26 protein-coding genes are annotated in these 25,865 nt (G+C 70.7%); 12 read left to right on the top strand and 14 right to left on the bottom strand.

Features of this window, described 5'->3' with window-relative positions:
- Nucleotides 1–100: 100 nt before the first annotated feature.
- Both BLQ62_RS23690 and BLQ62_RS03510 read right to left on the bottom strand, forming a co-directional pair.
- Complete coding sequence (locus tag BLQ62_RS23690) at nucleotides 101–535, bottom strand: hypothetical protein (protein ID WP_156483200.1); 435 nt, start codon at nucleotides 533–535, stop codon at nucleotides 101–103.
- A 237-nt stretch (nucleotides 536–772) separates the two neighbouring features.
- A complete protein-coding gene (locus tag BLQ62_RS03510; RefSeq protein WP_068567262.1) occupies nucleotides 773–2,236 on the bottom strand; it encodes an FAD-dependent oxidoreductase in 1,464 nt (487 codons plus the stop codon).
- 160 nt (nucleotides 2,237–2,396) lie between these two features.
- On the opposite strand from BLQ62_RS03510, the gene hsaA reads away from it, so the two are divergent.
- The 5 genes from hsaA to BLQ62_RS03535 all read left to right on the top strand — a co-directional run bounded on the left by hsaA (nucleotide 2,397) and on the right by BLQ62_RS03535 (nucleotide 6,561).
- Complete coding sequence (hsaA, locus tag BLQ62_RS03515) at nucleotides 2,397–3,572, top strand: 3-hydroxy-9,10-secoandrosta-1,3,5(10)-triene-9,17-dione monooxygenase oxygenase subunit (RefSeq protein WP_068536594.1); 1,176 nt, start codon at nucleotides 2,397–2,399, stop codon at nucleotides 3,570–3,572.
- Nucleotides 3,573–3,574: 2 nt separating this feature from the next.
- Entirely contained in the window at nucleotides 3,575–4,444 is an 870-nt protein-coding gene (gene hsaD / locus BLQ62_RS03520; protein WP_068567260.1) for a 4,5:9,10-diseco-3-hydroxy-5,9,17-trioxoandrosta-1(10),2-diene-4-oate hydrolase, read from the top strand.
- A 17-nt stretch (nucleotides 4,445–4,461) separates the two neighbouring features.
- Nucleotides 4,462–5,367, top strand: coding sequence for an iron-dependent extradiol dioxygenase HsaC (hsaC, locus tag BLQ62_RS03525; RefSeq protein WP_068536592.1), 906 nt, complete (start codon nucleotides 4,462–4,464; stop codon nucleotides 5,365–5,367).
- Nucleotides 5,367–5,927, top strand: coding sequence for a 3-hydroxy-9,10-secoandrosta-1,3,5(10)-triene-9,17-dione monooxygenase reductase subunit (gene hsaB, locus BLQ62_RS03530; protein ID WP_068567259.1), 561 nt, complete (start codon nucleotides 5,367–5,369; stop codon nucleotides 5,925–5,927). The genes hsaC and hsaB overlap by 1 nt, the downstream gene beginning before the upstream one ends.
- 70 nt (nucleotides 5,928–5,997) lie before the next feature.
- The gene (locus tag BLQ62_RS03535) at nucleotides 5,998–6,561 is read left to right on the top strand and encodes a peroxidase-related enzyme (protein WP_068536588.1); all 564 of its coding nucleotides are present in this window, start codon (nucleotides 5,998–6,000) and stop codon (nucleotides 6,559–6,561) included.
- Between the two features lies 1 nt (nucleotide 6,562).
- Here the strand turns inward: BLQ62_RS03535 and BLQ62_RS03540 are convergent, their stop codons facing one another.
- From BLQ62_RS03540 to BLQ62_RS03565, 6 genes are all read right to left on the bottom strand, one after another.
- On the bottom strand, nucleotides 6,563–7,477 hold the full coding sequence (locus BLQ62_RS03540) for an SAM-dependent methyltransferase (protein WP_068567257.1): 915 nt from the start codon (nucleotides 7,475–7,477) through the stop codon (nucleotides 6,563–6,565).
- A gap of 69 nt (nucleotides 7,478–7,546) precedes the next feature.
- Complete coding sequence (locus BLQ62_RS03545) at nucleotides 7,547–8,581, bottom strand: acyl-CoA dehydrogenase family protein (RefSeq protein WP_068567255.1); 1,035 nt, start codon at nucleotides 8,579–8,581, stop codon at nucleotides 7,547–7,549.
- Nucleotides 8,578–9,567: an acyl-CoA dehydrogenase family protein gene (locus tag BLQ62_RS03550; RefSeq protein WP_068567253.1), complete on the bottom strand. Its 990-nt coding sequence runs from the start codon at nucleotides 9,565–9,567 to the stop codon at nucleotides 8,578–8,580. The genes BLQ62_RS03545 and BLQ62_RS03550 overlap by 4 nt, the downstream gene beginning before the upstream one ends.
- Nucleotides 9,564–10,724, bottom strand: coding sequence for an acyl-CoA dehydrogenase family protein (locus tag BLQ62_RS03555; RefSeq protein ID WP_068567251.1), 1,161 nt, complete (start codon nucleotides 10,722–10,724; stop codon nucleotides 9,564–9,566). The genes BLQ62_RS03550 and BLQ62_RS03555 overlap by 4 nt, the downstream gene beginning before the upstream one ends.
- 4 nt (nucleotides 10,725–10,728) lie before the next feature.
- The gene (locus BLQ62_RS03560; RefSeq protein WP_068567249.1) at nucleotides 10,729–11,640 is read right to left on the bottom strand and encodes an enoyl-CoA hydratase; all 912 of its coding nucleotides are present in this window, start codon (nucleotides 11,638–11,640) and stop codon (nucleotides 10,729–10,731) included.
- Entirely contained in the window at nucleotides 11,637–13,163 is a 1,527-nt protein-coding gene (locus tag BLQ62_RS03565) for a FadD3 family acyl-CoA ligase (protein ID WP_068567246.1), read from the bottom strand. Before BLQ62_RS03565 ends, BLQ62_RS03560 begins: the two co-directional genes overlap by 4 nt.
- Nucleotides 13,164–13,276: 113 nt before the next feature.
- Here BLQ62_RS03565 and BLQ62_RS03570 point away from each other — a divergent pair, with 113 nt between their 5' ends.
- The 5 genes from BLQ62_RS03570 (at nucleotide 13,277) to BLQ62_RS03590 (ending at nucleotide 18,111) form a co-directional block, all read left to right on the top strand.
- Entirely contained in the window at nucleotides 13,277–14,464 is a 1,188-nt protein-coding gene (locus tag BLQ62_RS03570) for an acyl-CoA dehydrogenase family protein (RefSeq protein ID WP_068567244.1), read from the top strand.
- Entirely contained in the window at nucleotides 14,461–15,249 is a 789-nt protein-coding gene (locus BLQ62_RS03575) for an SDR family oxidoreductase (RefSeq protein ID WP_068536570.1), read from the top strand. The genes BLQ62_RS03570 and BLQ62_RS03575 overlap by 4 nt, the downstream gene beginning before the upstream one ends.
- Entirely contained in the window at nucleotides 15,242–15,847 is a 606-nt protein-coding gene (locus BLQ62_RS03580; protein WP_068536569.1) for a TetR/AcrR family transcriptional regulator, read from the top strand. The genes BLQ62_RS03575 and BLQ62_RS03580 overlap by 8 nt, the downstream gene beginning before the upstream one ends.
- On the top strand, nucleotides 15,844–17,007 hold the full coding sequence (locus BLQ62_RS03585) for an acetyl-CoA C-acetyltransferase (RefSeq protein WP_068536568.1): 1,164 nt from the start codon (nucleotides 15,844–15,846) through the stop codon (nucleotides 17,005–17,007). Before BLQ62_RS03580 ends, BLQ62_RS03585 begins: the two co-directional genes overlap by 4 nt.
- Nucleotides 17,008–17,418: 411 nt before the next feature.
- Complete coding sequence (locus BLQ62_RS03590) at nucleotides 17,419–18,111, top strand: MspA family porin (RefSeq protein WP_082756683.1); 693 nt, start codon at nucleotides 17,419–17,421, stop codon at nucleotides 18,109–18,111.
- 12 nt (nucleotides 18,112–18,123) lie between these two features.
- Here BLQ62_RS03590 and BLQ62_RS03595 read toward each other — a convergent pair whose 3' ends face one another.
- Genes BLQ62_RS03595 through BLQ62_RS03610 form a run of 4 tightly spaced genes read right to left on the bottom strand, consistent with a single transcriptional unit; the run spans nucleotide 18,124 to nucleotide 21,594 of the window.
- Nucleotides 18,124–19,182, bottom strand: a complete 1,059-nt coding sequence (locus tag BLQ62_RS03595; protein ID WP_068567242.1) for an NAD(P)H-dependent flavin oxidoreductase — start codon at nucleotides 19,180–19,182, stop codon at nucleotides 18,124–18,126.
- Nucleotides 19,179–19,922: a CoA-transferase gene (locus BLQ62_RS03600; RefSeq protein ID WP_068567240.1), complete on the bottom strand. Its 744-nt coding sequence runs from the start codon at nucleotides 19,920–19,922 to the stop codon at nucleotides 19,179–19,181. Before BLQ62_RS03600 ends, BLQ62_RS03595 begins: the two co-directional genes overlap by 4 nt.
- Nucleotides 19,919–20,785, bottom strand: coding sequence for a CoA transferase subunit A (locus BLQ62_RS03605; protein ID WP_068536560.1), 867 nt, complete (start codon nucleotides 20,783–20,785; stop codon nucleotides 19,919–19,921). Before BLQ62_RS03605 ends, BLQ62_RS03600 begins: the two co-directional genes overlap by 4 nt.
- Nucleotides 20,782–21,594 carry an enoyl-CoA hydratase family protein gene (locus BLQ62_RS03610; RefSeq protein WP_068536558.1) on the bottom strand — a complete coding sequence of 271 codons (813 nt, stop codon included), beginning with the start codon at nucleotides 21,592–21,594 and terminating at the stop codon, nucleotides 20,782–20,784. The genes BLQ62_RS03605 and BLQ62_RS03610 overlap by 4 nt, the downstream gene beginning before the upstream one ends.
- Before the next feature lie 105 nt (nucleotides 21,595–21,699).
- On the opposite strand from BLQ62_RS03610, the gene BLQ62_RS03615 reads away from it, so the two are divergent.
- Nucleotides 21,700–22,497 (top strand): SDR family oxidoreductase, encoded by a 798-nt coding sequence (locus tag BLQ62_RS03615; protein ID WP_068536556.1) that lies wholly within the window; start codon nucleotides 21,700–21,702, stop codon nucleotides 22,495–22,497.
- Nucleotides 22,498–22,524: 27 nt separating this feature from the next.
- A complete protein-coding gene (locus BLQ62_RS03620) occupies nucleotides 22,525–23,430 on the top strand; it encodes an SDR family oxidoreductase (RefSeq protein ID WP_068536553.1) in 906 nt (301 codons plus the stop codon).
- An 85-nt stretch (nucleotides 23,431–23,515) separates the two neighbouring features.
- On the opposite strand, the gene BLQ62_RS03625 is transcribed toward BLQ62_RS03620, so the two are convergent.
- On the bottom strand, nucleotides 23,516–24,502 hold the full coding sequence (locus BLQ62_RS03625) for an NAD-dependent epimerase/dehydratase family protein (RefSeq protein WP_068536551.1): 987 nt from the start codon (nucleotides 24,500–24,502) through the stop codon (nucleotides 23,516–23,518).
- A 4-nt stretch (nucleotides 24,503–24,506) separates the two neighbouring features.
- Entirely contained in the window at nucleotides 24,507–25,667 is a 1,161-nt protein-coding gene (locus BLQ62_RS03630) for a steroid 3-ketoacyl-CoA thiolase (RefSeq protein ID WP_068567238.1), read from the bottom strand.
- Nucleotides 25,668–25,865: the final 198 nt, after the last annotated feature.

The following is a 25,865-nucleotide window of genomic DNA, read 5'->3' on the forward strand; positions in this document are numbered from 1 at the left end:
ACTGCAGCATAGACTAGAACAGGTTCCACTTGCCAGGGTTCGGCGGTGATCGGACCACGGCACCGCGGAGGAGCCGTCGCCGGAGGTGGGCCTCAAGCGGTCAGCAGGGGAGGGTGATCCGCTCGTAGCTCCCGGTGCTGGGGCGGTAGACCCACTGCGGGTGGGGCGTGCAGCGCGGCCGCGAGGGGCTCGTCACCCGGGGTGCGGTGCGCGTCAGGGTGGCGGTCGTCGGCGCGACCGGTGCGACGGTCGTCGTCGGTGCCGGCGGTGCGACCGGGCTCGGGGTCGAGGGCGGTGTCGTCACGAGGGAGGTCGACGGCGCTACGGCGACCGGCGCGGAGCTGGTCGGGGCGTCCGACGGGGCCGAGCTCGACGGTGCCACCACCGGCTGCGGCTCCTCCGCCGGCGCGCCCCACATGCTCACCGTCACCCCGATCGCGGCGGCGCAGAGTGCGGTGGCGGCGGCGATGGCGAGGACCCGGCCGGCGAATCCGCCGAGGCGGCGGGAGCCCGAGGTGTCGACCCGATGGCTCATGCGGACCACCCGCTCTCGGAGAGCGCGGGCGCGGCGGACGCAATCGCAGTCATGTCCTCATCTTGACAGTCCGCCGATCGCCTCGGAAAGAGTGGGTCGAAAGCGAATGACGCTGGTGCGCAGTTGATTCAAAGTCGTGTGCTTCGTCCTCGACAGTGAATCGGCGGGAGATTGTGCGACCTCGTCGAGCCCCAGGTCGAGGCGCTACGGATGCCTCGCCGATCGCAAATCGAGCGACTACCCGGTTGCGGCGGAGACTCCCGCGCGCCGTCCGAAGAAGCTGCCGTCGCCGAGGCTCGTACCGCTCGAGTACCCACCCGCGCAGACGCCGGAGGTGCAACGGCCCGCCGCGTACAGGCCGGGGATCGGCGTACCGTCGACGTGCAGCACCCGCGCGTCGACGTCCGTGCGCAGCCCGCCGAGGGTGAAGCCGGCGGTGCATCCCCGTAGATCCCAGGCCGCCACGGGGCCCTCGAGCGGCCGCACCCACTGCGCCTTCTTGTGCAGCAGGGGATCGGTGCCCGCGGTGGCGTGCCGGTTGTACGTCTCGACGGTGCTCGTCAGCGCCCCGGCGGGCAGGCCCATGTCGGCCTCCAGTTCGGCGACGGTCTCCGCCGCCCAGGTGGGCGGCTGCCGGAAGAACGGGGTGGAGGTCGTGGTCGCGAGCGCCTCCTCGTGCGCATCCATGTCCATGACCAGGTAGGCGGCGTTGTCCTGCTGGATCAGCACCGCCTGGCCGATCCGCCCGCCGTAGGTGTCCTCGGCGATGAAGCGCTGGCCGCGACCGTTGACCAGGATCCCGCGGGCCATCATCTGCGGATCGCCGAAGAACGCGACCTCCGTCGCGTCCATGTGCGCGAGCGCGGCGCCCGCCGCCTGCGCCATGAGGATCCCCGCCCCGTCGTGCTCCTCGATCGCGGCGGCCGGGCGGCCGATCAGCCGCGGCGCGTAGGTCTCGATCATCTCCGCGTTGTAGGCGAAGCTGCCGGTCGCGAGCACCACGCCCCGTCGGGCTCGGACGCGCACGTCCGCACCGAACCGGCGGCAGAGAAGTCCTTCGACCCGGCCGTCGACCCCGGTCACCAGTGCGTGCGCGCGGATGTCGTACTCGGCGCGTACGCCGAGCGATTCTGCCGTCTCGACCAGTGGTTTCATCAGCATGTAGCCGGCCCCGCGCACCCCGGTCCGCTTGTCCGTCATCTGCGGGACGTGCCCGCGCGGAGCCGGCGTCGCGACCGCGTTGAAGGGTGCGGCGTTCTCGCCGCCGGAGTAGCCGAGCCCCTCGTCGTGCGGGACCTCCCAGCCGGGCTCGCCCCAGAACTCCTCCTTGAAGACCACGCCGCAGCCGGTCAGCCAGTGGAAGTGTTCGACGCTGCCGTGCGCGTAGGCGCCGATCTTGGCCGCGTCGACGCCCGGTCCGAGCGCCGCCGTCATGAAGGCCGCCATGTTCTCCGCGCTGTCCTCGAAGCCGAGCGCCCGCTGCAACGGCGTGCCGCCGCCGAGGTAGATCCAGCCGCCCGAGAGCGCCGCCGCCCCGCCCCACCCGCCGGCGCGGTCGAGCACCAGCACGTCGGCACCCGCGCGGGCCGCCTCGATCGCCGCGCTGACGCCGGCGATGCCGTATCCGGCGATCACCACGTCGGCCTCCAGATCCCACGTCGAGACGTCGGACGCGGGGATGGGACGGCGGTCGTGGGGCATGGCTCTCCTAGGTCGGTCTCGTAACCGGTTACACCAGCAAGATAGGTGGATCCGAACCTTTGATGTAGCGTTTCGCGTCAGAAAATGAGAACGTGTTCTAGTATCGATTCCAACGGCGGACTTCGGTGTTCGCCAGAGGGTCTTCAGGAGGCGAGGAAAGATGAGCGATCAGAGCGTCGACGCGGTGCTGGCTGAGGTGGCGGAGCTGCTGCCCACCCTCCGGGACCGGGCGCAAGAGACGGAGGACGCGCGCCGGATCCCGGCCGAGTCCATCAAGGCGCTGCAGAAGAGCGGCTTCTTCCGCCTGCTGCAGCCCAAGCGCTACGGGGGCTTCGAGGCCGATCCGGTGGAGTTCTACACCGCGGTCAAGATGCTGGCGAGCGCCTGCGGTTCCACCGGCTGGGTCTCCTCGATCCTCGGCATCCACCCGTGGAACGTGGCGCTGTTCGACGATCGGGCGCAGCAGGAGGTGTGGGGCGAGGATCAGGACACGTTGATCTCCTCGTCGTACGCGCCGATGGGCAAGTCGGAGATCGTCGAGGGCGGTTACCGGCTCTCGGGCAAGTGGAGCTTCTCCTCGGGCTGCGATCACGGCACGTGGGCGCTGCTCGGCGGCCCCGCCTTCAAGGACGGCAAGCCGGTCGACTTCCTGACCTACCTGGTGCCGATCAGCGACTACACGATCAACGACGTGTGGCGCACCGTCGGCCTCCGCGGCACCGGCAGCAACGACATCGTCGTCGAGGACGTCTTCGTCCCCGAGCACCGCGCCCTCAGCTTCCAAGTGGTCAGCAAGTGCAAGGGCCCGGGCCAGGAGGTCAACACCAGCCCGCTCTACAAGCTGCCCTTCGGCTCGGTGCACCCGTCCACGATCACCGCCCCGATCATCGGCATGGCGCAGGGCGCCTACGACGCGCACGTCGAGCACCAGCGCAAGCGCGTGCGCGCCGCCTACGCGGGCGAGTCCGCGAAGGAGGATCCGTTCGCCATGGTCCGCGTGGCAGAGGCCGGCAGCGAGATCGACGCGGCGTGGCTCCAGCTGATCTCCAACATCAACGAGGAGTACGCGCTGGTCAAGGCCGGCGAGAAGATCCCGTTCAACCTGCGCCTCAAGGTCCGTCGCGATCAGGTGCGCGGCACCGAGCGCGCGATCTTCGCCGTGGACCGCATGTTCGAGAACTCGGGCGGCCGCGCACTGGCCGAGGGCACGCCGATCCAGCGGTTCTGGCGCGACGCGCACGCGGGTCGCGTGCACGCCGCCAACGATCCCGAGCGCGCGTACAAGATGTTCGGCACCGGCGAGTTCGGCCTGCCCGTCATGGACGGGATGGTCTAGTCGTGACGACGGCCGAGACGGACCTCCTCAAGGAGGGCAAGTTCGCCACCACCGCAGCAGGTCTCACGCTGCACTACCACGAGGCCGGGGAGGAGAACCGGGCCAACGGCACCGTCGTGCTGCTGCACGGCAGCGGTCCCGGCGTCTCCTCCTGGAGCAACTTCGGGCGCAACATCCCGGTACTGGCGCAGCGCTTCCACGTGCTCGCCGTCGACCAGCCGGGCTTCGGACGGTCCGACAAGCCGACCGAGCACCCGCAGTACTTCGTGCACAGCGCGACGGCCCTGGCCGGCCTGCTCGACACGCTGGGTATCACGGGACGCGTACACCTGGTGGGCAATTCGCTCGGCGGCGGCACCTCGGTACGGTTCGCCCTGGACTTCCCGGACCGGGCGGGCCGGCTCGTGCTCATGGGCCCGGGCGGCCTGAGCGTGAACACGTTCGCACCGGACCCCACCGAGGGCCTGCGCACGCTGCAGAAGTTCTACGCCGCACCCAGCAAGGAGCGGCTCGAGGACTTCCTGCGGATCATGGTCTTCGACCAGAAGATGATCACGCCCGAGCTCGTCGAGGAGCGGTTCGAGCTCGCGCTCGATCCCGAGGCGATCGCGGCCTTCAAGGCCATGGGCAAGTCCTTCGCCTCCGCGGACTACGAGAAGGGCATGCTCTGGCGCGACGCCTACAAGCTGCGCCAGCCCGTGCTCATGATCTGGGGCCGCGAGGACCGGGTCAACCCCCTCGACGGCGCGCTCCTCGCGCTCAAGCAGATCCCCCGCGCGCAGCTGCACGTCTTCGGGCAGTGCGGGCACTGGGCGCAGCTGGAGAAGTTCGACGAGTTCAACCGTCTCACGGCCGACTTCCTCGCCGGCTGACAAGGAGAAGCGACTACATGGCGATCAAGGCGCTCGGGTACATGCGCATCGAGGCCACCGACATGGCGGCCTGGCGCGAGTACGGGCTCAAGGTGCTCGGGATGATGGAGGGGACGGGCAACGATCCCGATTCCCTCTACCTGCGCATGGACGATTTCGCGGCGCGGCTGGTGATCGTGCCCGGTGAGAAGGACCGCCTCCTGGCTTCCGGCTGGGAGGTCACCGACGCGCTCGGACTGCAGGAGCTGCGCGACACCCTCACCGCTGCGGGCGTCGCCTTCGAGGAGGGCACCAAGGAGGACAAGGCGGAGCGTCGCGTCGAGGGGATGATCCGGTTCCAGGACCCGGCGGGCAACACGCTCGAGGCCTTCCACGGGGCGCAGTACCTGGGCCGGCGGTTCGTGAGCCCGTACGGGCACCGCTTCGTCACCGGCGAACAGGGGCTCGGCCACGTCGTGCTCACGTGCACGGACGACGCTGCGGCGCAGGAGTTCTACCAGGGCGTCCTCGGCTTCAAGCTGCGCGACTCCATGCGTCTGCCGCCGCAGATGGTGGGCCGCCCCGCGGACGGCGATCCGGCCTGGCTGCGCTTCTACGGCTGCAACCCGCGCCACCACGCGCTCGCCTTCCTCCCGCTGCCCAACCCCACGGGGATCGTCCACCTCATGGTGGAGGTGGAGAACTCCGACGACGTCGGCCTGTGCCTCGACCGCGCCAACCGCAAGAAGGTCAAGATGTCCGCCACCCTGGGCCGGCACATCAACGACAAGATGCTCTCCTTCTACATGAAGACGCCGGGCGGCTTCGACATCGAGTTCGGCTGCGAGGGCCTGGAAGTGGAGAACGACGACTGGATCGCCCGGGAGTCGACCGCGGTCAGCCTCTGGGGCCACGACTTCTCCATCGGCTTCAAGGAGCAGTGATGACCGCACCCGTCATCGAACCGCTGGACTACCGCACGGCCATGGGCCATTTCTGCACCGGCGTCACGGTCATCACAGCCGCCGACGAGGAGGGCCCGGTCGGCTTCGCGTGCCAGTCCTTCTCGGCGCTGTCGCTCGATCCGCCGCTGGTCCTGTTCTGTCCCATGAAGACCTCGGGGGCCTGGCGCACGATCGAGCGCACCGGGCGGTTCGCGGTGAACGTGCTCGGGGAGGGCCAGCAGGACGTCAGCTCGATCTTCGGCTCCCGGCACCCGGACAAGTTCGGGGCCGTCGACTGGAAACCCTCACGCGCCGGTTCGCCGCTGCTCGACGGTGCGCTGAGCTGGATCGACTGCGCCGTCGAGACCGTGCACGACGGCGGCGACCACCACATCGTGATCGGGCGGGTGCTCGAGCTCAGCGCGCCGAACGCCGGTCGGCCCCTGCTCTTCTACAAGGGGCGCTACACGCAGACGGTGACCGATCCCGGCGAGGCGATCCCGCGCGCGCTCTCCCTCGACTCGTTCCTCACCTGGCCCGTCGGCGACGACTGGATCTGACCGAACCGCCGTGGTGCAGTGCCCTTCCTGGTAATCAGGGAGGGCACTGGCGTTCGCACGAGGAGATGACATGACCGACCGGATCACCGCGCTGGACCTGCCCGCGGGCGAGCTGAGCGAGGGGACGCGGAAGTACTTCGAGATCTGCCGCGAGAAGCTCGGCATGGTGCCGAACGTCTTGCAATCGCTGACCTTCGACGAGGGCAAGCTGCGCGCCTTCAGCGATACCTACAACGACCTCATGCTCGGCGACTCGGGTCTGAGCAAGCTCGAGCGCGAGATGATCGCCGTCGTCGTCTCCTCGGTGAACAAGTGCTTCTACTGCCTCACCGCGCACGGCGCCGCGGTGCGCGAGCTGTCCGGCGACCCGGTGCTCGGCGAGATGCTGGTGATGAACTTCCGTGCCGCGGACCTGCCGGCGAAGCAGCGGGCCATGCTCGAATTCGCGGAGAAGGTCACCGAGGCACCGGCCAAGCTCGACGAGCCGGATCGGCAGCGCCTGCGCGACGCGGGGTTCACCGATCGCGACGTCTACGACATCGCCAACACCGCGGCCTTCTTCAACATGACCAACCGGCTCGCGTCGGCGATCGACATGCGCCCGAACCCGGAGTACCACTCCGCCGCACGCTGATTCATTCGCCGGGCAGAGCGGCGGTGAAGTAGCCGATGGCGCCGGAGAGGAGTTGCGCGTTCTCGGGCACCGCGTCCTGCACGCCGTAGGTCCGGCCCAGCTCGACGGGATCGCCCGCGCGCACCACGGTCCACCCCTGCGCCGTGAGGTACTCCGCCGGGTCCGACCGGTCCTCGTCGGCCACGAACAGCGAGGTCACGTCGAAGTCGCCGAGGGGATTGCCGGACTGCGAGTACTTCTCGGTGATGGACCGGAAGCCGTCGAGGTCGAGCGGTCCGATCTGCCCCTCGACGGCCACCCGGCTGCCCGGCGCCGACAGGTCCACGATCCGCTCGAACAGCAGGGACTGCGCCGCAGCGGGCAGGTACGGGAGCAGGCCCTCGACGAGCCAGACCGTCGGTGCGGCACCGTCGAACCCGGCGGAGCGCAGCGCGGACGGCCAGTCCTCGCGCAGGTCGACGGGGACGTGCTGCAGCCCGGCGGCCGGGCGCGCGCCGTGCGCGGCGAGAGCCTCCTCCTTGAACGCCAGCACCTCCGGCTGATCGAGCTCGTAGACGACCGTGCCCTCCGGCAGGTCGAGCCGGTAGGCCCGCGAATCGAGCCCGGCCGCGAGGATGACCACCTGCCGCAGCCCGGCGGCGACGGCGGAATCGACGGCCTCGTCGAAGTACCGGGTGCGCACACCGAGGTGCCGCGTCGCCGCCATCGGGTTGCCGGGCCCGTCGCCCGCGTCCGCGAGCGCCACCGCGCGGGGATCGCCCGCCGCCGCGAGGAAGACTCTCGCGTACGGGTCCCGGGCGAGGGCGTCGGAGCGCTCGGTCTCCACCGCTCTGGCCGCGGCGACCAGCAGCGCGGTGAAGCCCACGCTGGTGGTGATGGTCCAGGTGTCGCCGTCCGTGCGTGCACTGCCCGCCATATGCGTTCCTTTCGCAAGTAGTTCGTCTACGAAAGTACCGTGCGGTGGTGACGCGGGCAAGAACGTGTTTCAGGAGTGGGCGAGTTCCCGTCGCGCGAGGTGGTGGGCCGGGTCGCCGAACAGCTGGGAGGACGAATGCGCACGCTTGAAGTACAGGTGCGCGTCGTGCTCCCAGGTGATGCCGATGCCACCGTGCAGCTGGATCATCTCGGCGGCCACCGTCGAGAACGCCTCCGAGCAGTAGGTCTTGGCGGTCGCGACGGCGAGCGCCGCCTCCGCGTCGTCCCGGTCCAGCGCGTCACCCGCGGCGAGGGCGGCCGAGCGGGCCGATTCGACGAGCACGTACATGTCCGCCATTCGGTGCTTGAGCGCCTGGAACGAGCCGATCGGCCGGCCGAACTGCACGCGGGAGCCGGCGTACTCGACGGTGATCTCCAGGGCCCTGGCCGCAGCCCCGGCCTGCTCGGCAGCGAGGACCGCGCAGGCCGCATCGAGGGCGCGCGCGAGTCCCGCAGCGTCCCCGATCCGGCGGGTCGGGGCGCCGTCGACGACGATCTCGGCGAACCGGCGGGTGGGATCCATCGACGGGGTGTGCCGGCGGGAGATCGCGGCGGGATCGACGAGGTGCAGCTCGTCCTCGGCGATGACCAGGAGGTCGTCCGCGAGATCACCGTCGAGCACGAGGCGTGCCGTCCCGGAGAGCGTTCCGCCGGACGTGGTGATCGGTCGGTCGTCGAAGTCCTCGCCCGCGAAGGCGACGGCGGCGATCCGCTCGCCGCTCGCGAGGCCGGCCAGCAGCTCGGTCTCTCCCGTGCCGGCGAGCAGGGTCGTCGCGAGCACGGACGAGCCGAGGTAGGGCGACGGGATCAGGTGCCGGCCGAGCTGTTCGGCCACGACCTGCAGCGCGCGGACGCCGGCCCCAAGCCCGTCCTGCGCCTCCGGCACCGCCAGCGCGGCGATGCCGACCTGATCGCACAACACGGACCACAGGTCGCGGTCGTAGCCGGCAGGGGAGTCGATCGCGGCGCGCAGGGCCGAGGCGCTCCAGCGGCGGTCGATGACGCTGCGGACCGCGCCCGCCAGGTCGTCCAGTTCCGAGCTCATCGCGCCGCCTTCCGGACCGCGTCCAGCACGCTCGCGCGGTGTTCGGCCTGGGTTCCCCATGCCGACTGCAGCGCGCGGACCTTGGTGATCCACAGCCCCAGGTCGTACTCGGCGGTGTAGCCGATGGCGCCGTGCACCTGCAGCGCGGTGCGGGCGGCGAGGTACGCCGCGTCGGCGGCGGCGACGCGCGCGGCGGCCACGTCGCGAACGGGGTCGAGGTCCACGCCGCGGGAGTCGTTGCCCGACAGGGCGACCGCCGCCCCGCTGAGCAGGGGCGCGGCCAGCTCCAGCCGCGTCGCCACGTCGGCGAGGAGGTGCTTGATCGCCTGGTACTCGCCGATCACCTTCCCGTACTGCGCGCGGGCCTTCGCGTACTCGACGGTGTCGTCCAGCAGGCGGCGCCCCGCGCCGAGGAGCTGTGCGGCGACGGCGAACGCGCCCAGGAGCTCGCCGCGGTCGCGGTCGACCGGCGCCCCTCCGGTCGACGGCGGGGCGTCGAACAGTCGCCGGGTCGGGTCCACCGAACCGTGTGCGAGGGTCGACGGCGCCGCCGCCTCCGCGATCGCGCCGTCGAGGCCAACGACGAAACGCAGGTCCGCGACATCGGCGTCGAGCAGGAACGGGGTGCGGGGCGGGAGGGCGACGGTGCCGATGGCCCCGCCCGCGAGGGCTTCGAGCTGAGCGGGGTCGTCGAGCAGCGCCGGCAGCACCGCGATCGACTCGACGACCGGGCCGGGCACGCCGTGGTAGCCCAGGGCCTGGAAGGCGACGGCGAGGTCGGTGGCGTCGGCGCCGACGCCACCGTGCTCCTCGGGAACGGCCAGGCCGGTCACGCCGAGGTCGGCGAGCGCCGCCCAGACCTTCCGGCCGGGTCCGTGCTCGCCCTCGGCCCACGCGCGGGCGGCGGCGACGACGCCGGCCCGCGAGAGCAGGTCGTCGAGCGACTGTGCGAAGGCCTGGTTCTCCTGCGACGGTGCGAATCTCATCGGGCTCCCCGGGGTAGGCCGAGGAGTCGCTCGGCGATGGTGTTGCGCTGGATCTGGTCGGTGCCGCCGTAGATCGGTCCGGCCAGCGAGAACAGGTAGCCGGCGGGCCAGCGGCCCGCGTCGGGAGCGGCGTCGCCGGTGAGCTCGGCCAGGGGTCCGAGCAGATCGAGCGCGGTCTCGTGCAGTTCCACGTCGAGGTGGCTCCAGAACAGCTTGTTCACGCTCGACTCCGGCCCGAGCTCGCCGCCGTCCTGCAGGCGGGTGACGGTGCCGAAGGTGTAGAGCTGGTAGGCGCGGGCGCCGATCCAGGCGTCCGCGACGCGGTGCGCCGCGGCGGTGCCGGTCGCGCCGTCCTCGCGTTCCCACAGGTCGACGAGGGCGTCCGCGGCGGAGAGGAACCGGCCGGGGCTGCGCAGGGAGAGCCCGCGTTCGTTGTTGGCGGTCGTCATGGCGACCCGCCAGCCCTGTCCCGGCTCGCCGATCACGTCGGCGTCGGGGACGAAGACCTCGTCGAGGAAGATCTCCGCGAAGCCGGGCTCGCCGTCGAGCTGGGGGATCGGGCGCACGGTGACACCGGGCGCGCGCAGGTCGAACATGAGATACGTCAGGCCCTTGTGCCGCTCGGACCCCGGCTCACTGCGGAACAGGCCGAAGGCGCCGTCGGCGAACGCGGCGCGCGAGCTCCACGTCTTCTGCCCCGAGAGCTTCCATCCGCCGTCGACGCGGGTCGCGGTCGAGCGCAGGGAGGCGATGTCGCTGCCCGCCTCCGGCTCCGACCAGGCCTGCGCCCAGACCCGTTCGGACCGGGCCATCGCGGGCAGGATCCGCGCGCGCTGCTCGTCGGTGCCGTGGCTGAAGAGCGTGGGCGCCAGCATGAACAGGCCGTTCTGGTTCACGCGCAGCGGTGCCCCGGCGGCGTAGTACTCCTCCTCGAAGACCACCCACTGCAGCAGGCTCGCGTCCCGCCCGCCGAACTCCGCGGGCCAGGAGACGGCGGCGTAGCCGGCGTCGGCGAGCGTCGCCTCCCACACGCGGTGCGCGGCGAAGCCCTCGGCGGTGTCGAACGAGGGGAGAGGCTCGGCCGGCGTGTTCGCGGCGAGCCAGGCGCGCACCTCGTCGCGGAAGGCGACGGTCGCATCGTCGAACTCGAGATCCACCGGCCTACTCCGCCTTCCGTGCGGCGCCGTCGTCGGTCGCGCTGCGCGCTCCGGACGCCATCGACTTGGCGCTCTGCCCACCCAGCGAATCGCCGCCCGAGACCTCGGCGTTGTGCGCGTGCGCGAAGTGGTGCAGGCCGAAGACCGAGTCCATACCCGCGCGCATACCCATGAGATCCTCGCACTGGTTGACGGCCTTCTTCGTCAGCGCCAGACCGAAACTCGGCATGTCGGCGATCCGCTCGGCGAGGGCGAGCGTCTCCTCCTCGAGCTCTCCGCGGGGCACCACGCGATTGACCATGCCCCACTCCTTGGCCTGCTGCGCCGAGAACCGGTCGCCCGTGAACAGGAACTCCTTGGCCGCGCGCGGGCCCATGACCCACGGGTGCGCGAAGTACTCGACGCCCGGGATCCCCATGCGCACCACGGGGTCCGAGAAGAAGGCATCGTCGGAGGCGACGATGAGGTCGCAGCTCCACGCCAGCATCAGCGCACCGGCGATGCACGCCCCCTGCACCGAGGCGATCACGGGCTTGGGAATCTCCCGCCACCGCCGGCACATCCCGAGGTAGACCTCGGACTCGCGGGCGAAGCGCTGGTCGCCGCCGTCGCGGCCCACGTGGTCCCACCACAGGACGGCCTTGTTCTCGAAGTGCTGATCCACGTCGCGACCCGGCGTGCCGATGTCGTGCCCGGCGGAGAAGTGCTTCCCGTTGCCCGCGAGCACGATCACCTTGACGGCCGGATCCTCCACCGCGCGCACGAAAGCGGCGTCGAGGGCGTAGGTCATCGCCGAGTTCTGGGCGTTGCGGTACTCGGGCCGGTTCATGGTGACCACGGCGACGGGGCCGCGCACCTCGTAGGTCACCACCTCCTGCTCGGTGGTCGCATCGGCGCTGGGCGTGCTGTCGGTCATCGTTTCTCTCCTGCTGCAGGGTCGGGCTCGCCGCGCAGGACGCGCTTGAGCACCTTTCCGGTCGCGTTGCGCGGTAGCTCGCTCACGAACTCCACGCTGCGGGGGACTTTGAAGTTGGCCAGGAACTCCCGGCAGTGGCCGATGACCGCTTCCTCGGTCAGGGCGGTGCCGGGGGTGAGGACGACGAAGGCCTTGCCCACCTCGCCGAGGCGCGGCTCGGGCACGCCGACGACGGCGCTCTCGGCGACGCCGGGGATCCGGGCGATCACCTGCTCGATCTCCGCCGGGTAGACGTTGAAACCGCCGTTGGTGAACATGTCCTTGATGCGGTCGGTGATGCGCAGGTTCCCGGCCTCGTCCATCGAGCCGGCGTCGCCGGTGTGGAACCAGCCGTCGGCGTCGAAGGCCTTGGCGGTCGCCTCGGGATCCTCGAAGTACTCGGCGATCACGTTGGGACCGCGCACCAGGATCTCGCCGTCGTCCGCGATCCGCACCTCCATGTCGCGCACGGCTCGGCCGGAGGTCGTGGCGATCACCTCCGGGTCGTCGTCGGCCCGGCACATCGTGACGACAGGCGCCTCGGAGAGGCCGTAGGCGGTGAGCACGCGGTCGTACAGTTCCGTGCGCATTCGCTCGATCAGCACGACGGGGATCGTGGCGGCGCCCGTGGTGGCGGCGCGCAGGCTCGACAGGTCGTACTGCGCGCGGTCCGGGTGATCGAGCATCATCTGGTGCACGGTGGGGACGCCGGGCAGGACCGAGATCCGTTCCCGCTGGATGAGTTCGAAGGCCTCGCGCACGTCGAAGGTCTGCGCCGGATAGATCGCCGCGCCGCTCTGCAGAGCGGCGAGGATCCCGGCTTTGAAGCCGAAGATGTGGAAGAACGGGCTCAGGATCAGGTACCGATCGGCGTCGGTGACGCCGACCAGCTCGGCCCAGTTCGCGGCGTTCGCGAGGGTCTGGGCGTGCGTGCTCATCGCGCCCTTGCTGCGACCCGAGGTGCCCGAGGTGAAGAAGATGTCCGACGGGTCGCCGGGCGCCACCGCGACGGCGGCGTCGTCGAGCGCGGCGTCGGTGACCTGCGCGCCCCGGGCGGGGATCCCGTCCCACTCGGGGAGCCGGAGGACGGAGACGATGTCGTCCGGCAGGCCGCCGGCCGTCTCGACGACGAGCTCGAGCCGGTCGACGCCGAGGAACGGGCCGGCGACGATGAAGGCCCGGGCGCGGGTGCGCGCGAGCAGGTCGACGATCTCGGGGCCGGTGTACCGCGTATTGACGGGGACCAGGACGGCGCCGATGTAGGCGGCGCCGAGGGCGGCCTCGATCCACTCGTGCCCGTTCGGCGCGCAGACCGCGACCCGGTCGCCCCGTCGTATCCCTTCGGCGAGCAGTGCCCGGGCGACGTCGCGGGCGCGGCTGTGCAGATCGGCGTAGCTGATCCGCAGATCGCCGTCGACCACGGCGGTGTGCGCCGCGAACCGTTCCGCGACGTCGCGCAGAGCCGCTGCAATGGTGCGTGACATGCGCAAACCCTTCTGCCTAGCAAGTGCTTGGTAGAACACGTTACAGTGCGAGTCGAGTCTGTGTAACCTGATTCCACCAAGCACTTGCTTGGTGGAATGGCGAAGGGAGTGCCGTGGCCACGGCGAGCGGTGAGACGGACGCGGAATTCCGGGCACGGATCCGCGACTGGCTCGCGACCAACCTGTCCGGCGAGTTCGCCGCGCTCCGCGGCGCGGGCGGCCCCGGCCGGGAGCACGAGTTCTTCGACGAGCGCGTCGCCTGGGAGCGACATCTGGCCGCGGCGGGCCTGAACTGCATCGGCTGGCCGGCCGAGAACGGCGGCGGCGGGGCGAGCATCGCGCAGCAGGTGATCTTCCACGAGGAGTACGCGCGTGCGGGAGCACCGGCGAAGGTCTCGCATCTGGGCCAGGAACTGCTGGGGCCCACGCTCATCGCCTTCGGCACCGAGGAGCAGAAGGCGCGGTTCCTCCCCGCGATCCGCGACGTCCGTGAACTGTGGTGCCAGGGCTACTCCGAGCCAGGTGCCGGCTCCGACCTCGCCAATGTCAGTACCACCGCGCGCCTCGAGGGCGACGAATGGGTCGTCTCCGGGCAGAAGGTCTGGACCTCCCTCGCGCACGTCGCCGACTGGTGCTTCGTCGTCGCCCGTACCGAGCCCGGATCGGCCCGCCACAGGGGCCTGTCCTACCTGCTCGTCCCCATGGACCAGCCGGGCGTCGAGGTGCGGCCGATCGTGCAGCTCACCGGCACATCGGAGTTCAACGAGGTCTTCTTCGACGGTGCGCGGACCGCCGCCGCTAACGTCGTCGGCGAGCCCGGCGAGGGGTGGCGCGTCGCGATGGGGACGCTCGCCTTCGAGCGCGGCGTCGCCACCCTCGGCCAGCAGATCGGCTTCCGTCGCGAAGTGCAGGCCCTCACCGATCTCGCCCTCGACACCGGCGCCGCCGAGCGTCCCGAGGTCGCCGACGCCCTGCGTCGCGCGTGGACCGAGCTCGACGTGATGCGCGCGCACGCCCTGCGCACCCTCGGCTCGGCCGAGACCGGCACCGCCGAGGTCGCGAAGCTGCTGTGGGCCAACTGGCACCGTCGGCTCGGCGAGATCGCGATGACGGTCCGCGGCGCCGCCGGACTGCTCGCCGACGGCACCGGATCGGGCGCCTCCGGCAGCGTCGACCTCGACGACTGGCAGCGCCTGTACCTGTTCACCCGAGCCGACACGATCTACGGCGGCTCCAACGAGATCCAGCGCAACATCCTCGCCGAGCGCGTGCTCGGCCTGCCGAGAGAGGCCCGCCCATGAGCGCCATTCCCGCACCCCCGTACCCGCAGGGCCGCAACCTGGTCGAGGACAAGGTCGTCGTCGTCACCGCGGCCGCCGGTACCGGCATCGGTTCCGCGACCGCGCGGCGCTGCCTCGAGGAGGGCGCCCGCGTCGTGATCTCCGACTGGCACGAGCGCCGGTTGGGCGAGAAGCGCGACGAGCTCGCCGCGGAGTTCGGTGACCGGGTGCACGCGATCACCTGCGACGTCACCGTCGAGGAGCAGGTGCAGGCCCTGCTCGACGGTGCCGCGGAGCGGTACGGGCGGATCGACGTGCTGGTCAACAACGCCGGCCTCGGCGGCAGCGTCGCCGTGCAGGACATGACCGACGAGCAGTGGTCCCGCGTGCTGGACGTGACGCTGACCGGCACCTTCCGCGCCACGCGCGCTGCGATCAACCGGTTCATCGCGCAGGGCGGGGGCGGCGTCATCGTCAACAACGCCTCGGTGATCGGCTGGCGGGCGCAGGCCGAGCAGGCCCACTACGCCGCCGCGAAGGCGGGCGTCATGGCGCTGACCCGGTGCTCGGCCGTCGACGCCGCGCCGCACGGGATCCGGATCAACGCCGTCTCCCCGAGCATCGCCATGCACGCCTTCCTCGCGAAGGTCACCTCCGACGAACTGCTCGACGAGCTCTCGCGCCGCGAGGTCTTCGGCCGCGCCGCCGAGCCCTGGGAGGTCGCCAACGTGATCGCCTTCCTGGCTTCCGATTACAGTTCGTACATGACCGGTGAGGTGGTCTCCGTGAGCAGTCAGCATGCCTAAGCCGGACCCGTCCGCGCGTCGCGCGGAGGTCCTGGCCCTGAGCGCGAAGCTGTTCGCCGAGAACGGCTATCGCGCGACGACGGTGCGCGACATCGCCGACGCCGCGGGCATCCTGTCCGGCAGCCTCTATCACCACTTCGACTCCAAGGAGTCGATGCTCGACGAGATCCTGCGCGAGTTCCTCGAGCGGCTCTTCGGCGAGTACCGCGCCGTGCTCGCCGGTGCCGATGCGCCGCGGGAGCAGCTGCGCGGCTGCGTCATCGCCTCCTTCGCCGCGATCGACGCGAGCCCCGACGCCGTCGCGATCTACCAGGCGGAGGCGCGCGGGCTCGCCCAGCAGGAGCGCTTCGGCTACATCGCCGACTTTCTCCAGGAGTTCCGCTCCATGTGGCGCGGCATCATCACCCGTGGCATCGAAACCGGTGACTTCCGTGCCGATCTCGATGTCGACGTCACCTATCGCTTCCTCCGTGACACCGTCTGGGTCGCGGTCCGCTGGTACCGCCCGGGCGGGCAGCTTTCCGTGGACACGGTGGCAGACCAGTACCTCACGATCCTCGAGCACGGGATCGCCAGTCTCGACAAGGAGCAGTCATGACCGATCTCGCCCCCGGCGCGTACATCCTCGACGCGGTACGGACCCCCACCGGCAAGCGCGGCGGCTCCCTGGCGGAGGTGCACTCCGCCGATCTCGGTGCGCACGTCCTGCGCGCGTCCGTCCTGCGCTCGGGCGTCGACCCGGACCTCGTCGACGACGTCATCATGGGGTGCTGCGACACCATCGGCCCGCAGTCGGGCAACATCGCCCGCACCTCGTGGCTCGCCGCGGGCCTGCCCGAACAGGTCCCCGGCGTCACCGTCGATCGCCAGTGCGGCTCGAGCCAGCAGTCGGTCCACTTCGCGGCGCAGGCCGTCCTCTCCGGGACCGCGGACGCGGTGGTCGCCGCCGGCGTGCAGAACATGAGTGCGATCCCGATCAGCGCAGCCATGATCGCCGGGCGCGAGTACGGCTTCGACGATCCCTTCTCCGGCTCGGTGGGCTGGCGCGAGCGCTACGGCGATGTCGAGGTCTCCCAGTTCGCCAGCGCCGACATGATCGCCTCCAAGTGGGGCGTCTCCCGCGCCCGCATGGAGGAGTTCGCGCTCGCGAGCCACGAGCGGGCGATCGCGGCCATCGACGAGGGCCGGTTCGAGGCCGAGATCGCCCCGGTCGAAGGCTTCGCGGTCGACGAGACGCCGCGCCGGGGAACGACTCTGGAGAAGATGGCCGGCCTCGCCCCGCTCGCCGAGGGCTCGGCGATCACTGCCGCGGTCGCGAGCCAGATCGCCGACGGCGCGGCCGCCGTGATGGTCGCCTCGGGCGAGTTCGCCCAGCGCCACGGGCTGCGGCCGCGGGCGCGGATCCACCACATCTCGGTGCGCGCCGCGGACCCGGTGTGGATGCTCACCGGGCCGATCCCCGCCACGCAGTACGCGCTGCAGAAGACCGGACTCGCGGTGGGCGACATCGATCTCTTCGAGTGCAACGAGGCCTTCGCGTCGATCCCGTTGGCCTGGATGGACGAGCTGGGCATCCCGCACGAGAAGGTGAACGTCAACGGCGGTGGCATCGCGCTGGGGCATCCGCTCGGCGCCACCGGTGCCAAGCTCATGACCACCCTGCTGCACGAGCTCGAGCGCCGTGGTGGTCGGTACGGGCTGCAGACGATGTGCGAGGGCGGCGGAACGGCCAACGTGACGATCATCGAGCGCCTCTGAGGGCGGAGACTCTCCCGAGACCAGGCGGAAGGCGCACGTCGCGACGCGACGTGCGCCTTCTGTCGTGTCGGGGTGACGTCGGTTCGTCATCATGAACCCGCACCGACGGGAGGGTTGTGTTGCCGCTGTAGCGATTGCAGCGTAGTTGCATGGTCTGTTCGCGATCGCACGGGAGTGGGCGCGCGGGAAGTTACCACACGTTCTCATTGCGATGCATGCATTCAAGCAGGTGAAAATGTGTAGATTTCATGTCGGAGGCGTGTCTGGGGCGTGATGACCGCTGAACCCTGGGCGAGATATGTGTTCTAAGTCGCAAAATCGACCCTGAATTCAGATTTGGCTTGGCAAATTCTCAGGGACGTGGTTGTCTTTGCGTACTCAATCAGAGACCGTTCGAAGAGGAGTCGAAGAGTGCGTCGAATCAAGTTCGGCATGGCGGCCGCAGTCGCCGCAGCGTGCGCCGTCTCGGTGCTGTCCGTGGGCCCGGCCTCCGCGCAGATCACCCCGCAGAACCCGTCCGGCCCCGTCAAGGGCGCCAAGCAGACCATCAAGTCGGGGGAGGGTGTGAACGCGCAGATCTCGCTCTTCGACCTCAAGGCGAAGCTGTTCCCGCCGCTGGCCGGCGACAACAAGTCGCGCCTGGCCTACGTCGACGGCAAGGCCGAGGGCCTGATCACCAAGGCGCCGGGCGAGATCGAGTCGGCGACAGTCGAGGTCGGCTACGTCGTGGCCTGTGGCGTCAAGGACGGCGGTTTCGAGTCCTGGATCGGAAGCAACCAGACCATCGGCGCGGGCGGTGCGCTCGCGGGCAGCATCCCGGCCGCCGGCGCGGCCATCGTCGGAGTCGGCGGCTCCCTCGGGCTGACGCAGAACCAGGTCATCAAGACGGCGCCGGGCGCCATCGTCTACCTGCCGGTCGGCACCAAGACGATCTCGAAGCCCAAGCCGGGCGAGAACTTCGGCATCCGCTTCGGTGAGAAGCGCGTGAGCATCGAGGGTTGCATCGGCAGCGTCGACGCCGTCGCCTACTCGACGCTGACCGTCTCGTCGCGTGCTTTCGACGACATGAAGACCGTTTACAGCGAGGTCATGCGCTTCGCGTGAGCCGCGAATCGATCATGACCTGAGGCCGGAGAGCGCGTCCAAGCGCTCTTCGGCCTCGCGCGTGATCCGCTCGATGAGCTCCGCCACCGTCGGCAGGTCTTCGATGATCCCGGCGACCTGCCCCGAGGCCAGGACGCCCGCGTCGGTATTGCCCTCGACGAGCCCGGCGCGCAACAGCATCGGGGTGTTCGCCGACATCATGAGCTGACTCCAGGTGCGATCGCCGCCCCGCTTGAGCGCCAGGCCCTCGCTGACGAGCCCCTTCCAGGAGACGCCCGTGAGCGCTTGGAAGCGCAGGGTGTTCACGGCGGCGTGCGCCAACGTCGCCACGCCGTGCGAGCGCTCGAGCGCGTCGACCAGTGCCGTCCGCAGCACCCGGTGCGGCATCCCGTCGACCTTGGTCGTGACGACGGTGTCGCCGAGGCCGCGCTGCAGGTACTCCGCCTTCACCGATTCGGGGACGCGGCTGTCCCGGGTGAGCAGGAATCGGGTTCCCATCGCCACGCCCGAGGCGCCGTACGCCAGCGCTGCGGCGAGCCCGCGGCCGTCGAAGAAGCCGCCGGCGGCGATCACGGGAATGTCCACCGCGTCGAGCACCGACGGCAGCAGCAGCGTGGTGGCGACGCCACCGGTGTGACCGCCGCCCTCGCCGCCCTGCACCACCACCGCGTCGGCTCCCCAGGAAGCGACCTTCTCCGCGTGTCGAGCGGCGCCGACGGACGGGATCACCACGAGCCCGGCGTCTTTGAGCTGCGCGATCATCTCCTTGCGGGGCGCCAGCGCGAACGATGCGACCGCGACCCCCTCACGGATGAGCAGCTCGACCCGCTGCTGCGCGTCCTCGGCGTCGGCGCGCAGGTTCACCCCGAAGGGCTTGTCGGTGCGCTCCTTGGTCCTGCGGATCGCGTCCTCGAGCTCCGAGTAGGTCATCGTCGCCGACGCGAGGATGCCGAGGCCGCCGGCGTTCGCGGTGGCCGAGGTCAGGTGGGCGCCGGAGACCCATCCCATGCCGGTCTGCACCACGGGGTGCTCGACGTCGACCAGTTCGGTGAAGGGCGTCCGCAGCGTCATGCCGGAACCTCCTTGCTGCGCAGGCCCTTCGGATCCACCACGGTGCGGATGATCTCCAGCTCCTCCGCGGTGGGCAGGCGGGTCTCGGGGACGTCGGCGCCCGCGAGCGCGAACCCGGTGGCCTCGCGCACCGCGTCCTCGTCGACCCCCGGATGCACGGAGAGCAGCGTCATCGCGCCGTCCTCGCCGAAGCCGAGCACCGCGAGATCGGTGACCACGCGGTACACGTCGTGATACCGCGCGGCGGAGGGCCCGGCGGCGCGCGCACGGTCGTGTCCGACGCCGCTGACGACGTCGACGGAGTCGACGAAGACCCGCGTCGAGTGCTTCGGGATCCAGTACGAGGTGCGGTTGTTCACCGTATTGCCCGGTCCGCCGCGCACGCCCAGCAACTGGCGCGACGGTGCCCTGTGCTCGCCGATCGCCGAGATGTTCTGGTTGCCGTACCGGTCGATCTGGCTGGCGCCCATGATCACGTGGCGCTGACCGTTCGGCACCACGACGTCGAGCACCTTCTTGAAGGGTTGCCAGCCCTCGATCCCCGCCGACGGGTCCGCCGCATCCGCGATGAGGTACGCCTCGCCGTCGGAGAGCAGCAGGTCGGGGGAGGAGGTGAGGCGGGCGAGCCGGCCGCCCAGCGACGGGATCAATCCCATCGGGCTGGCGGTGATCTCGCCGTCGCCGCGGAACAGGTCGGCGATCGCGGTCACGCAGACCTCGGCGCGGGTGATGTCGGTCATTTCGTCTCCTCCGCGGCCCAGGCGGCCACCTGAGCCTGGTAGTGCGCTTCGTCGCCACTGAGGAAGCGCTCGGTGAACGCGGCCCACGCGACGGGGTCCTTCGCGCTGGCGGCGTAGTGCCGCTGGAACTTCTCATCCCGGCCGTAGTCGGGAACCGCGGTGGTGAAGTGCGCGCCGTTCGGCGTCTCCACGACACCGGTCACAGCGCCGCGGTTGAGGAGCAGCGACTGGACGGGGCCGCCCGCCACGAGTTCCTCGGTGGGGACGATCTTCTCGCAGGAGACGTAGCAGCGGTCGGCGGCGAGGGCGAAGTCGTCGTCGAAGTAGGGATCCGGCCCCAGGTACTGGGCGTTGCCGCGCGCGTCGGCCCGGTTCATGTGCACCAGCGAGGCGTCCAGGCGCAGAGCGGGCACGGCCACCAGTTCCTCGCCGTCCGAGTAGGGCGAGAAGACGGTGCGCAGATCGGGATTGACGTCCATCACCGAGGAGCCGAGCCCCGCGCGGATCGGCAGGAAGGGCAGGCGCTGCACCGCGGCCTTGAGGCCCGCGGCGAACATGCCCTCGTCCCACTCGGCGACCTCGATGGCGCCGGATTGCCGGGCGCGTGCGAAGTTCGGATCGATGGGAACGGTGTCGAGGGTGACGAAGCCGAAGACCAGCTTCCGGATCTTCCCGGCCGCGGCCAGCAGGCCCACGTCGGGCCCGCCGTAGGAGACCACGGTGAGGTCCTTGAGGTCCGAGCGCAGGATCGCGCGGACCAGGGCCATCGGCTTGCGCCGCGAGCCCCACCCGCCGATGCCCAGCGTCATGCCGTCCTCGAGTTCGGCGACCACCTGCTCGGCGGTCATGGTCTTGTCGGTCATGCGTTCTCCTGCTGTGCGTCCTGCGCCTCGGCGGCCTCGTTCACGGTGCGGCCGGTCGAGACGAATTCCCGGCGGTGCTCGTCCGAGTACCCCGCGAGGTTGAGTTCGAAGGTGAAGCCCTGCTCGAACCGGTAGCTGGTGTGCACGTTCACCGGGTCGATCCCGTTGATCGCCTCCTTGGCCTTCCGGATCACACGGGTGTCCTTGGCGGCGATGGCCCGGGCCACTTCGACGGCCGCCTCGTCCAGCTCGCCGCGCGGCACCACGCGGTACACCGACCCGAAGTGGTGCAGCTGCTGGGCGGTCACGGTGCCGGCGGTGAAGTACAGCGTGCGCATCAGGTGCTGCGGCACGAGGCGGGCCAGATGCGTTGCGGCGCCCAGCGCCCCGCGATCGACCTCGGGCAGTCCGAACGTGGCGTCGTCGGAGGCCACCACCACGTCCGCGTTGCCGACGAGACCGATGCCGCCGCCCAGGCAGAAGCCGTTCACCGCCACGATCACGGGGACCGCGCAGTCGTACACGGCGGAGAAGGCCGCGGCGCAGCCCGCGTTCGCGCCGATCAGCGCGCCGTAGCCGTCACCCGCCGCCTGCGCCGCGTCGATCTCCTTGATGTCGACGCCCGCGTTGAAGCCGCGCCCCTGCGCGCGCACCACGACGACGTGGCACGACGGGTCGCGGCCGGCCTCGGTGATCGCGGTCGCGAGGTCGAACCAGCCCTGCACAGTGAGGGCGTTGACGGGGGGCGCGTCGACGGTGATCGTGTGGATCCCGGGCTCGTCGACGGTGGTCTTGATCGGTGAAGGCACACCGACTCCTTCGAGGTAGACAGGTAGAACGTGATCTAAACCTAGCAATTGCTTGGTACGCTACCACCGAAGCCCGGTCGGCCGGAATGGGAAGTGGTGAATCTTGTGGCGAACGCACCTGCGGGGCGCGATCTCGGACTCGACGGCGCGGTGGTGCTGGTCACCGGCGGCGTCCGGGGGATCGGCGCGGGCATCGCCCGCACTTTCCTCCGGCAGGGCGCCACGGTGGTGGTGTGCGCCCGGCGGGAGCCCGAGAGTCCGGTCGGGATCGACGGTGCCGTCGCCGAGTTCGTCGCCGCCGACGTCCGCGAGCCGGAGCAGGTCGACGGCCTGATCGCGGGCATCGTTGCGCGGCACGGAAGGCTCGACGTGCTGGTGAACAATGCGGGCGGCGCGCCCTTCTCGGACGCGGCCACCGCCTCGCCCCGATTCCACGAGAAGGTCGTCGGGCTGAACCTGCTGGCCCCGCTCCTGGTCGCGCAGCGTGCGAACGCCGTGATGCAGGAGGCGGGGGGCGGGTCGATCGTCAACGTCTCGAGCGTCAGCGCCACGCGTCCGTCGCCCGGGACCGCCGCCTACGGGGCAGCGAAGGCCGGTCTCGATTCCCTTACCGCGAGCCTCGCGGTGGAGTGGGCCCCGGCGGTGCGGGTGAACGCGCTCGACGTGGGCATGGTGCGCACCGAGGCGGCGGAGCAGCACTACGGCGACGACGCCGGGATCGCGGCGATCGGCGCGACGGTCCCCCTCGGCCGCTTGGCCGATCCCGAGGAGGTCGGGGCGTGCGCCGCCTTCCTCGCCTCCCCGCTCGCGTCCTACGTCAGCGGCGCGACCCTTCTCGTCCACGGCGGCGGTGAACGCCCCGCCTTCCTCGCTGCGGCGAACGCGCAGCGCGACACGAACTAGACCGAACCACGAATCAGGAGAACAACAATGACAGGAATCGTCGACGGTCGCGTCGTCATCGTCACCGGAGCCGGGCGCGGCATCGGACGCGCCCACGCGCTCGCCTTCGCGGCGGAGGGCGCCGCGGTCGTGGTGAACGACTACGGTGTCGGGCTCGACGGTGCGGACGCCTCGTCGGGCCCCGCACAGCAGGTGGTGGATGAGATCCGCGCCGCGGGCGGCCGCGCGATCGCGGACGCCTCCGACGTCGCGGACTGGGACGGCGCGCAGGCGCTGGTTCGCAGCGCGATCGACGAGTTCGGTCGGCTGGACGTGCTGGTCAACAACGCGGGCTTCCTGCGCGACCGGATGCTGGTGAACATGTCCGAGACGGAGTGGGACGCCGTGACCCGCGTGCACCTCAAGGGGCACTTCGCGATGCTGCGGCACGCGGCCGCGTACTGGCGCGACGAGTCCAAGGCGGGCCGGCAGCCGCAGGCGCGGGTGATCAACACCAGTTCCGGCGCCGGCCTGCTCGGCAGCGTCGGGCAGGGCAACTACGCGGCCGCCAAGGCGGGCATCGCCGAGATGACGATCCAGGCCGCCGCGGAGATGGGCCGGTACGGGATCACGGTGAACGCGATCGCCCCCGCCGCACGCACGCGGATGACGGAGGTGACCTTCGCCGACGACATGGCGGCGCCGGACGACGGCTTCGATGCGATGGCGCCCGAGAACATCTCGCCGCTCGTGGTGTGGTTGGGCAGTGTCGAGTCCGCGGACGTCACCGGTCGCGTCTTCGAGGTCGAGGGCGGCAAGGTCTCCCTCGCGCAGGGTTGGCGGCACGGGCCGCAGCGCGACAAGGGTGCGCGATGGGAGCCCGCGGAACTGGGCGCGGTGGTGCACGGTCTCGTCGCCGAGGCGCCGGACCCGGAGCCCGTGTACGGAGCCTGACCCGGAGACGACGATGCCGGCCGCGCGGGAGGGGAACTCCGCGCGGCCGGCCGCGTCTCGGCGAGGGGTGGGCCGAGTCGATGGGTCAGGGCCGGGCGCTCAGCCGGCCCGACTCCTGGAAGAAGCGCACCAGGTCGGTGGCCGTCGTCGCCATCGACCGCGGTGCGTAGCCGAGCTCGTTGCGGGCCTTGGAGATGTCGACCAGCGGTGAGGCGAACAGCGGCCCGAGCGCCGCCTTCGAGAGCACGTCCGATCCGAGCCGGGCGCCGATCGGCTCGAGCACGGGCATGACCGCGGCGAGGGCGCCGATCGGCACCACCACCCGCGGGCCGGAGCGGCCGGCGGCCTGTGCCGCGAGCCGCATCGCGTCCACGATCGGGGCGAATTCTCCACCGAGGAGGTAGTTCTCGCCTGTACGCCCCTTCTCCGCGGCGAGCATCACGCCCGTCGCGACGTCCCGCACGTCGACCAGGTCGAAGCCGGCCTTGGAGACGAAGGCGGGCATCCGGCCGCGGGCGGCGGTGCAGGCGAGGCGGTTCAGCCGCGAGAGGGCGGCGCCGTGGTCGGCCGGGCCCCACACGCCGGTGGGGTTGCAGATGGTGGCGTCGAGACCGTCGTCGATGACCGTGCGGAGCTCCTGCTCCCCGGCCCACTTGGACCGGTCGTAGACGGGGATCTCGGGCCGTTCCGAGCGCGGGGCCGTCTCGTCGATGACGTCGACGAGGTCCTGATCGAAGGCGTGGATCGAGCTCAGGTGCACCATCTTGCGTACGCCCGCATCGAGGGCGGCGCGTGCGACAACCCGGACGCCCCGGGTGTTCAGGCGCCACGCGGTCTCGTCCTGCATCCGCAGCGTGATCATGGCGACCAGGTGATAGACCACCTCCACGCCGTCCAGCGCGCTGCGCATCTCGTCGGGCTCGAGCACGCTCGCCCGCACCCACCGCACCCCGGCCGGGGACTGCGGCGAGGTCGTTCGGTCGATGGCGACCACCTCGTGGCCCTGATCGACCAACTGCTGCAGGAGGTTCCCGCCGACGAAGCCGGCCGCGCCGGTCACTGCTACACGCATCGGCTCAGATCCGCTCGATGATGGTGCCGGTGGCCATCGCGCCGCCGCAGCACATCGCGATGAGCGCGGTCGACGCGTCGCGCCGCTCCAGCTCGTGCAGCGCGGTGGTGATCAGGCGAGCGCCGGTGGAACCCACCGGGTGGCCGAGCGCGATGGCGCCGCCGTTGACGTTGACCTTGTCCGGATCGGGGCCGATCACCTGCTGCCACGAGAGCACGACCGAGGCGAAGGCCTCGTTGACCTCGAAGAGGTCGATGTCGCTCAACGCGCGGCCGGAACGTTCGAGGACGCGCTCGGTGGCACGGATCGGGCCGTCCAGGTGGTAGTAGGGCTCGCCGCCGACGAGGGCCTGGGAGACGATGCGCGCTCGTGGGGTCAGGCCGAGCGCGGCCGCGTGATCGGAGTCCATGAGCAGGACGGCGGCGGCACCGTCGGAGACCTGCGAGGAGGTTCCGGCGGTGTGCCGGCCTCCGTCGAGCATGGGCTTGAGCTTGGCGAGACCCTCCGGCGTGCTCTCGCGCGGACCCTGATCGCGCGCGACCTCGATGGTCTCGCCCGTCGGCGCACCGTCGACCATCGCGGGCGCCTTGAGCGGTACGACCTCCCGGTCGAACCGGCCCTCCGCCCAGGCCTGCAGTGCCTTGCGCTGCGAGGCGAGGCCGAAGGCGTCGATGTCCTCGCGGCTCAGGCCGCGGCGCTCGGCGATCCGCTCGGCGGCGAGGAACTGGTTGGGCATGTCGATGGTCCACGACGGCGGGCGCGAGTTGCCGAGGCCCTCCGGTCGGTTCGCGCCCAGCGGGATGCGGCTCATGGATTCGACGCCGCAGGAGATGCCCGCCGAGATCGCGTCCGTGGCGATGAGACCGGCGATGAGGCCGGTCGCCTGCTGCGCGGAGCCGCACTGCGCGTCGATGGTGGTGGCGCCGGTGAGTTCGGGCAGGCCCGCGTTGAGCCAGGCCGTGCGGGTGATGTTGCCCGCCTGCTCGCCCGCCTGGGTGACGTTGCCGCCGATGATCTGCTCGATCTGCGCGGGCTCGACCCCGGCGTGCTCGAGGAGGGCCGTGACGGTGCCGCCGAGGAGTTCGGCGGGATGCAGGCCGCTGAGCCAGCCGCCCCGCTTGCCGATGGGGCTGCGGACGGCGTCGACGATGACGGGGATGCCCATATCGATCGTTCCTCACATTTCTCGGCTCTCCCGAACAGGTAGAGCACGTTCTCGATTGTGGCGCGCAGCTCCGGCTCTGTCGAGCCTCGTGCGGTGGCGCCGCGGCTGGTTCGTCCCTGTGTAACTGCTGTGGGCGCAGCGTCCTTCGCAATCTAGCTCACGAGCGGAGCGTCTGTGCTTCAATGAGTAGAACATGTT

The sequence above is a fragment of the Tsukamurella pulmonis genome (assembly GCF_900103175.1).
GTDB classification, from domain to species: Bacteria; Actinomycetota; Actinomycetes; order Mycobacteriales; family Mycobacteriaceae; genus Tsukamurella; species Tsukamurella pulmonis.

Excerpts from the sequence above, each read along its gene's own strand:
- BLQ62_RS03550 (WP_068567253.1), bottom strand. The coding sequence starts at position 9,567 with ATGAGATTCGCACCGTCGCAGGAGAACCAGGCCTTCGCACAGTCGCTC.
- BLQ62_RS03535 (WP_068536588.1), top strand. The coding sequence starts at position 5,998 with ATGACCGACCGGATCACCGCGCTGGACCTGCCCGCGGGCGAGCTGAGC.
- BLQ62_RS03565 (WP_068567246.1), bottom strand. The coding sequence starts at position 13,163 with ATGTCACGCACCATTGCAGCGGCTCTGCGCGACGTCGCGGAACGGTTC.
- BLQ62_RS03595 (WP_068567242.1), bottom strand. The coding sequence starts at position 19,182 with ATGACGCTGCGGACGCCCTTCACCGAACTGGTCGACGTCGAGCACCCC.
- BLQ62_RS03625 (WP_068536551.1), bottom strand. The coding sequence starts at position 24,502 with ATGCGTGTAGCAGTGACCGGCGCGGCCGGCTTCGTCGGCGGGAACCTC.
- BLQ62_RS03600 (WP_068567240.1), bottom strand. The coding sequence starts at position 19,922 with ATGACCGACATCACCCGCGCCGAGGTCTGCGTGACCGCGATCGCCGAC.
- BLQ62_RS03585 (WP_068536568.1), top strand. The coding sequence starts at position 15,844 with ATGACCGATCTCGCCCCCGGCGCGTACATCCTCGACGCGGTACGGACC.
- BLQ62_RS03605 (WP_068536560.1), bottom strand. The coding sequence starts at position 20,785 with ATGACCGACAAGACCATGACCGCCGAGCAGGTGGTCGCCGAACTCGAG.
- BLQ62_RS03560 (WP_068567249.1), bottom strand. The coding sequence starts at position 11,640 with ATGACCGACAGCACGCCCAGCGCCGATGCGACCACCGAGCAGGAGGTG.
- hsaB (WP_068567259.1), top strand. The coding sequence starts at position 5,367 with ATGACCGCACCCGTCATCGAACCGCTGGACTACCGCACGGCCATGGGC.
- BLQ62_RS03510 (WP_068567262.1), bottom strand. The coding sequence starts at position 2,236 with ATGCCCCACGACCGCCGTCCCATCCCCGCGTCCGACGTCTCGACGTGG.
- BLQ62_RS03575 (WP_068536570.1), top strand. The coding sequence starts at position 14,461 with ATGAGCGCCATTCCCGCACCCCCGTACCCGCAGGGCCGCAACCTGGTC.
- BLQ62_RS03580 (WP_068536569.1), top strand. The coding sequence starts at position 15,242 with ATGCCTAAGCCGGACCCGTCCGCGCGTCGCGCGGAGGTCCTGGCCCTG.
- BLQ62_RS03540 (WP_068567257.1), bottom strand. The coding sequence starts at position 7,477 with ATGGCGGGCAGTGCACGCACGGACGGCGACACCTGGACCATCACCACC.
- BLQ62_RS03620 (WP_068536553.1), top strand. The coding sequence starts at position 22,525 with ATGACAGGAATCGTCGACGGTCGCGTCGTCATCGTCACCGGAGCCGGG.
- BLQ62_RS03545 (WP_068567255.1), bottom strand. The coding sequence starts at position 8,581 with ATGAGCTCGGAACTGGACGACCTGGCGGGCGCGGTCCGCAGCGTCATC.
- hsaA (WP_068536594.1), top strand. The coding sequence starts at position 2,397 with ATGAGCGATCAGAGCGTCGACGCGGTGCTGGCTGAGGTGGCGGAGCTG.
- hsaC (WP_068536592.1), top strand. The coding sequence starts at position 4,462 with ATGGCGATCAAGGCGCTCGGGTACATGCGCATCGAGGCCACCGACATG.
- BLQ62_RS23690 (WP_156483200.1), bottom strand. The coding sequence starts at position 535 with ATGAGCCATCGGGTCGACACCTCGGGCTCCCGCCGCCTCGGCGGATTC.
- BLQ62_RS03630 (WP_068567238.1), bottom strand. The coding sequence starts at position 25,667 with ATGGGCATCCCCGTCATCGTCGACGCCGTCCGCAGCCCCATCGGCAAG.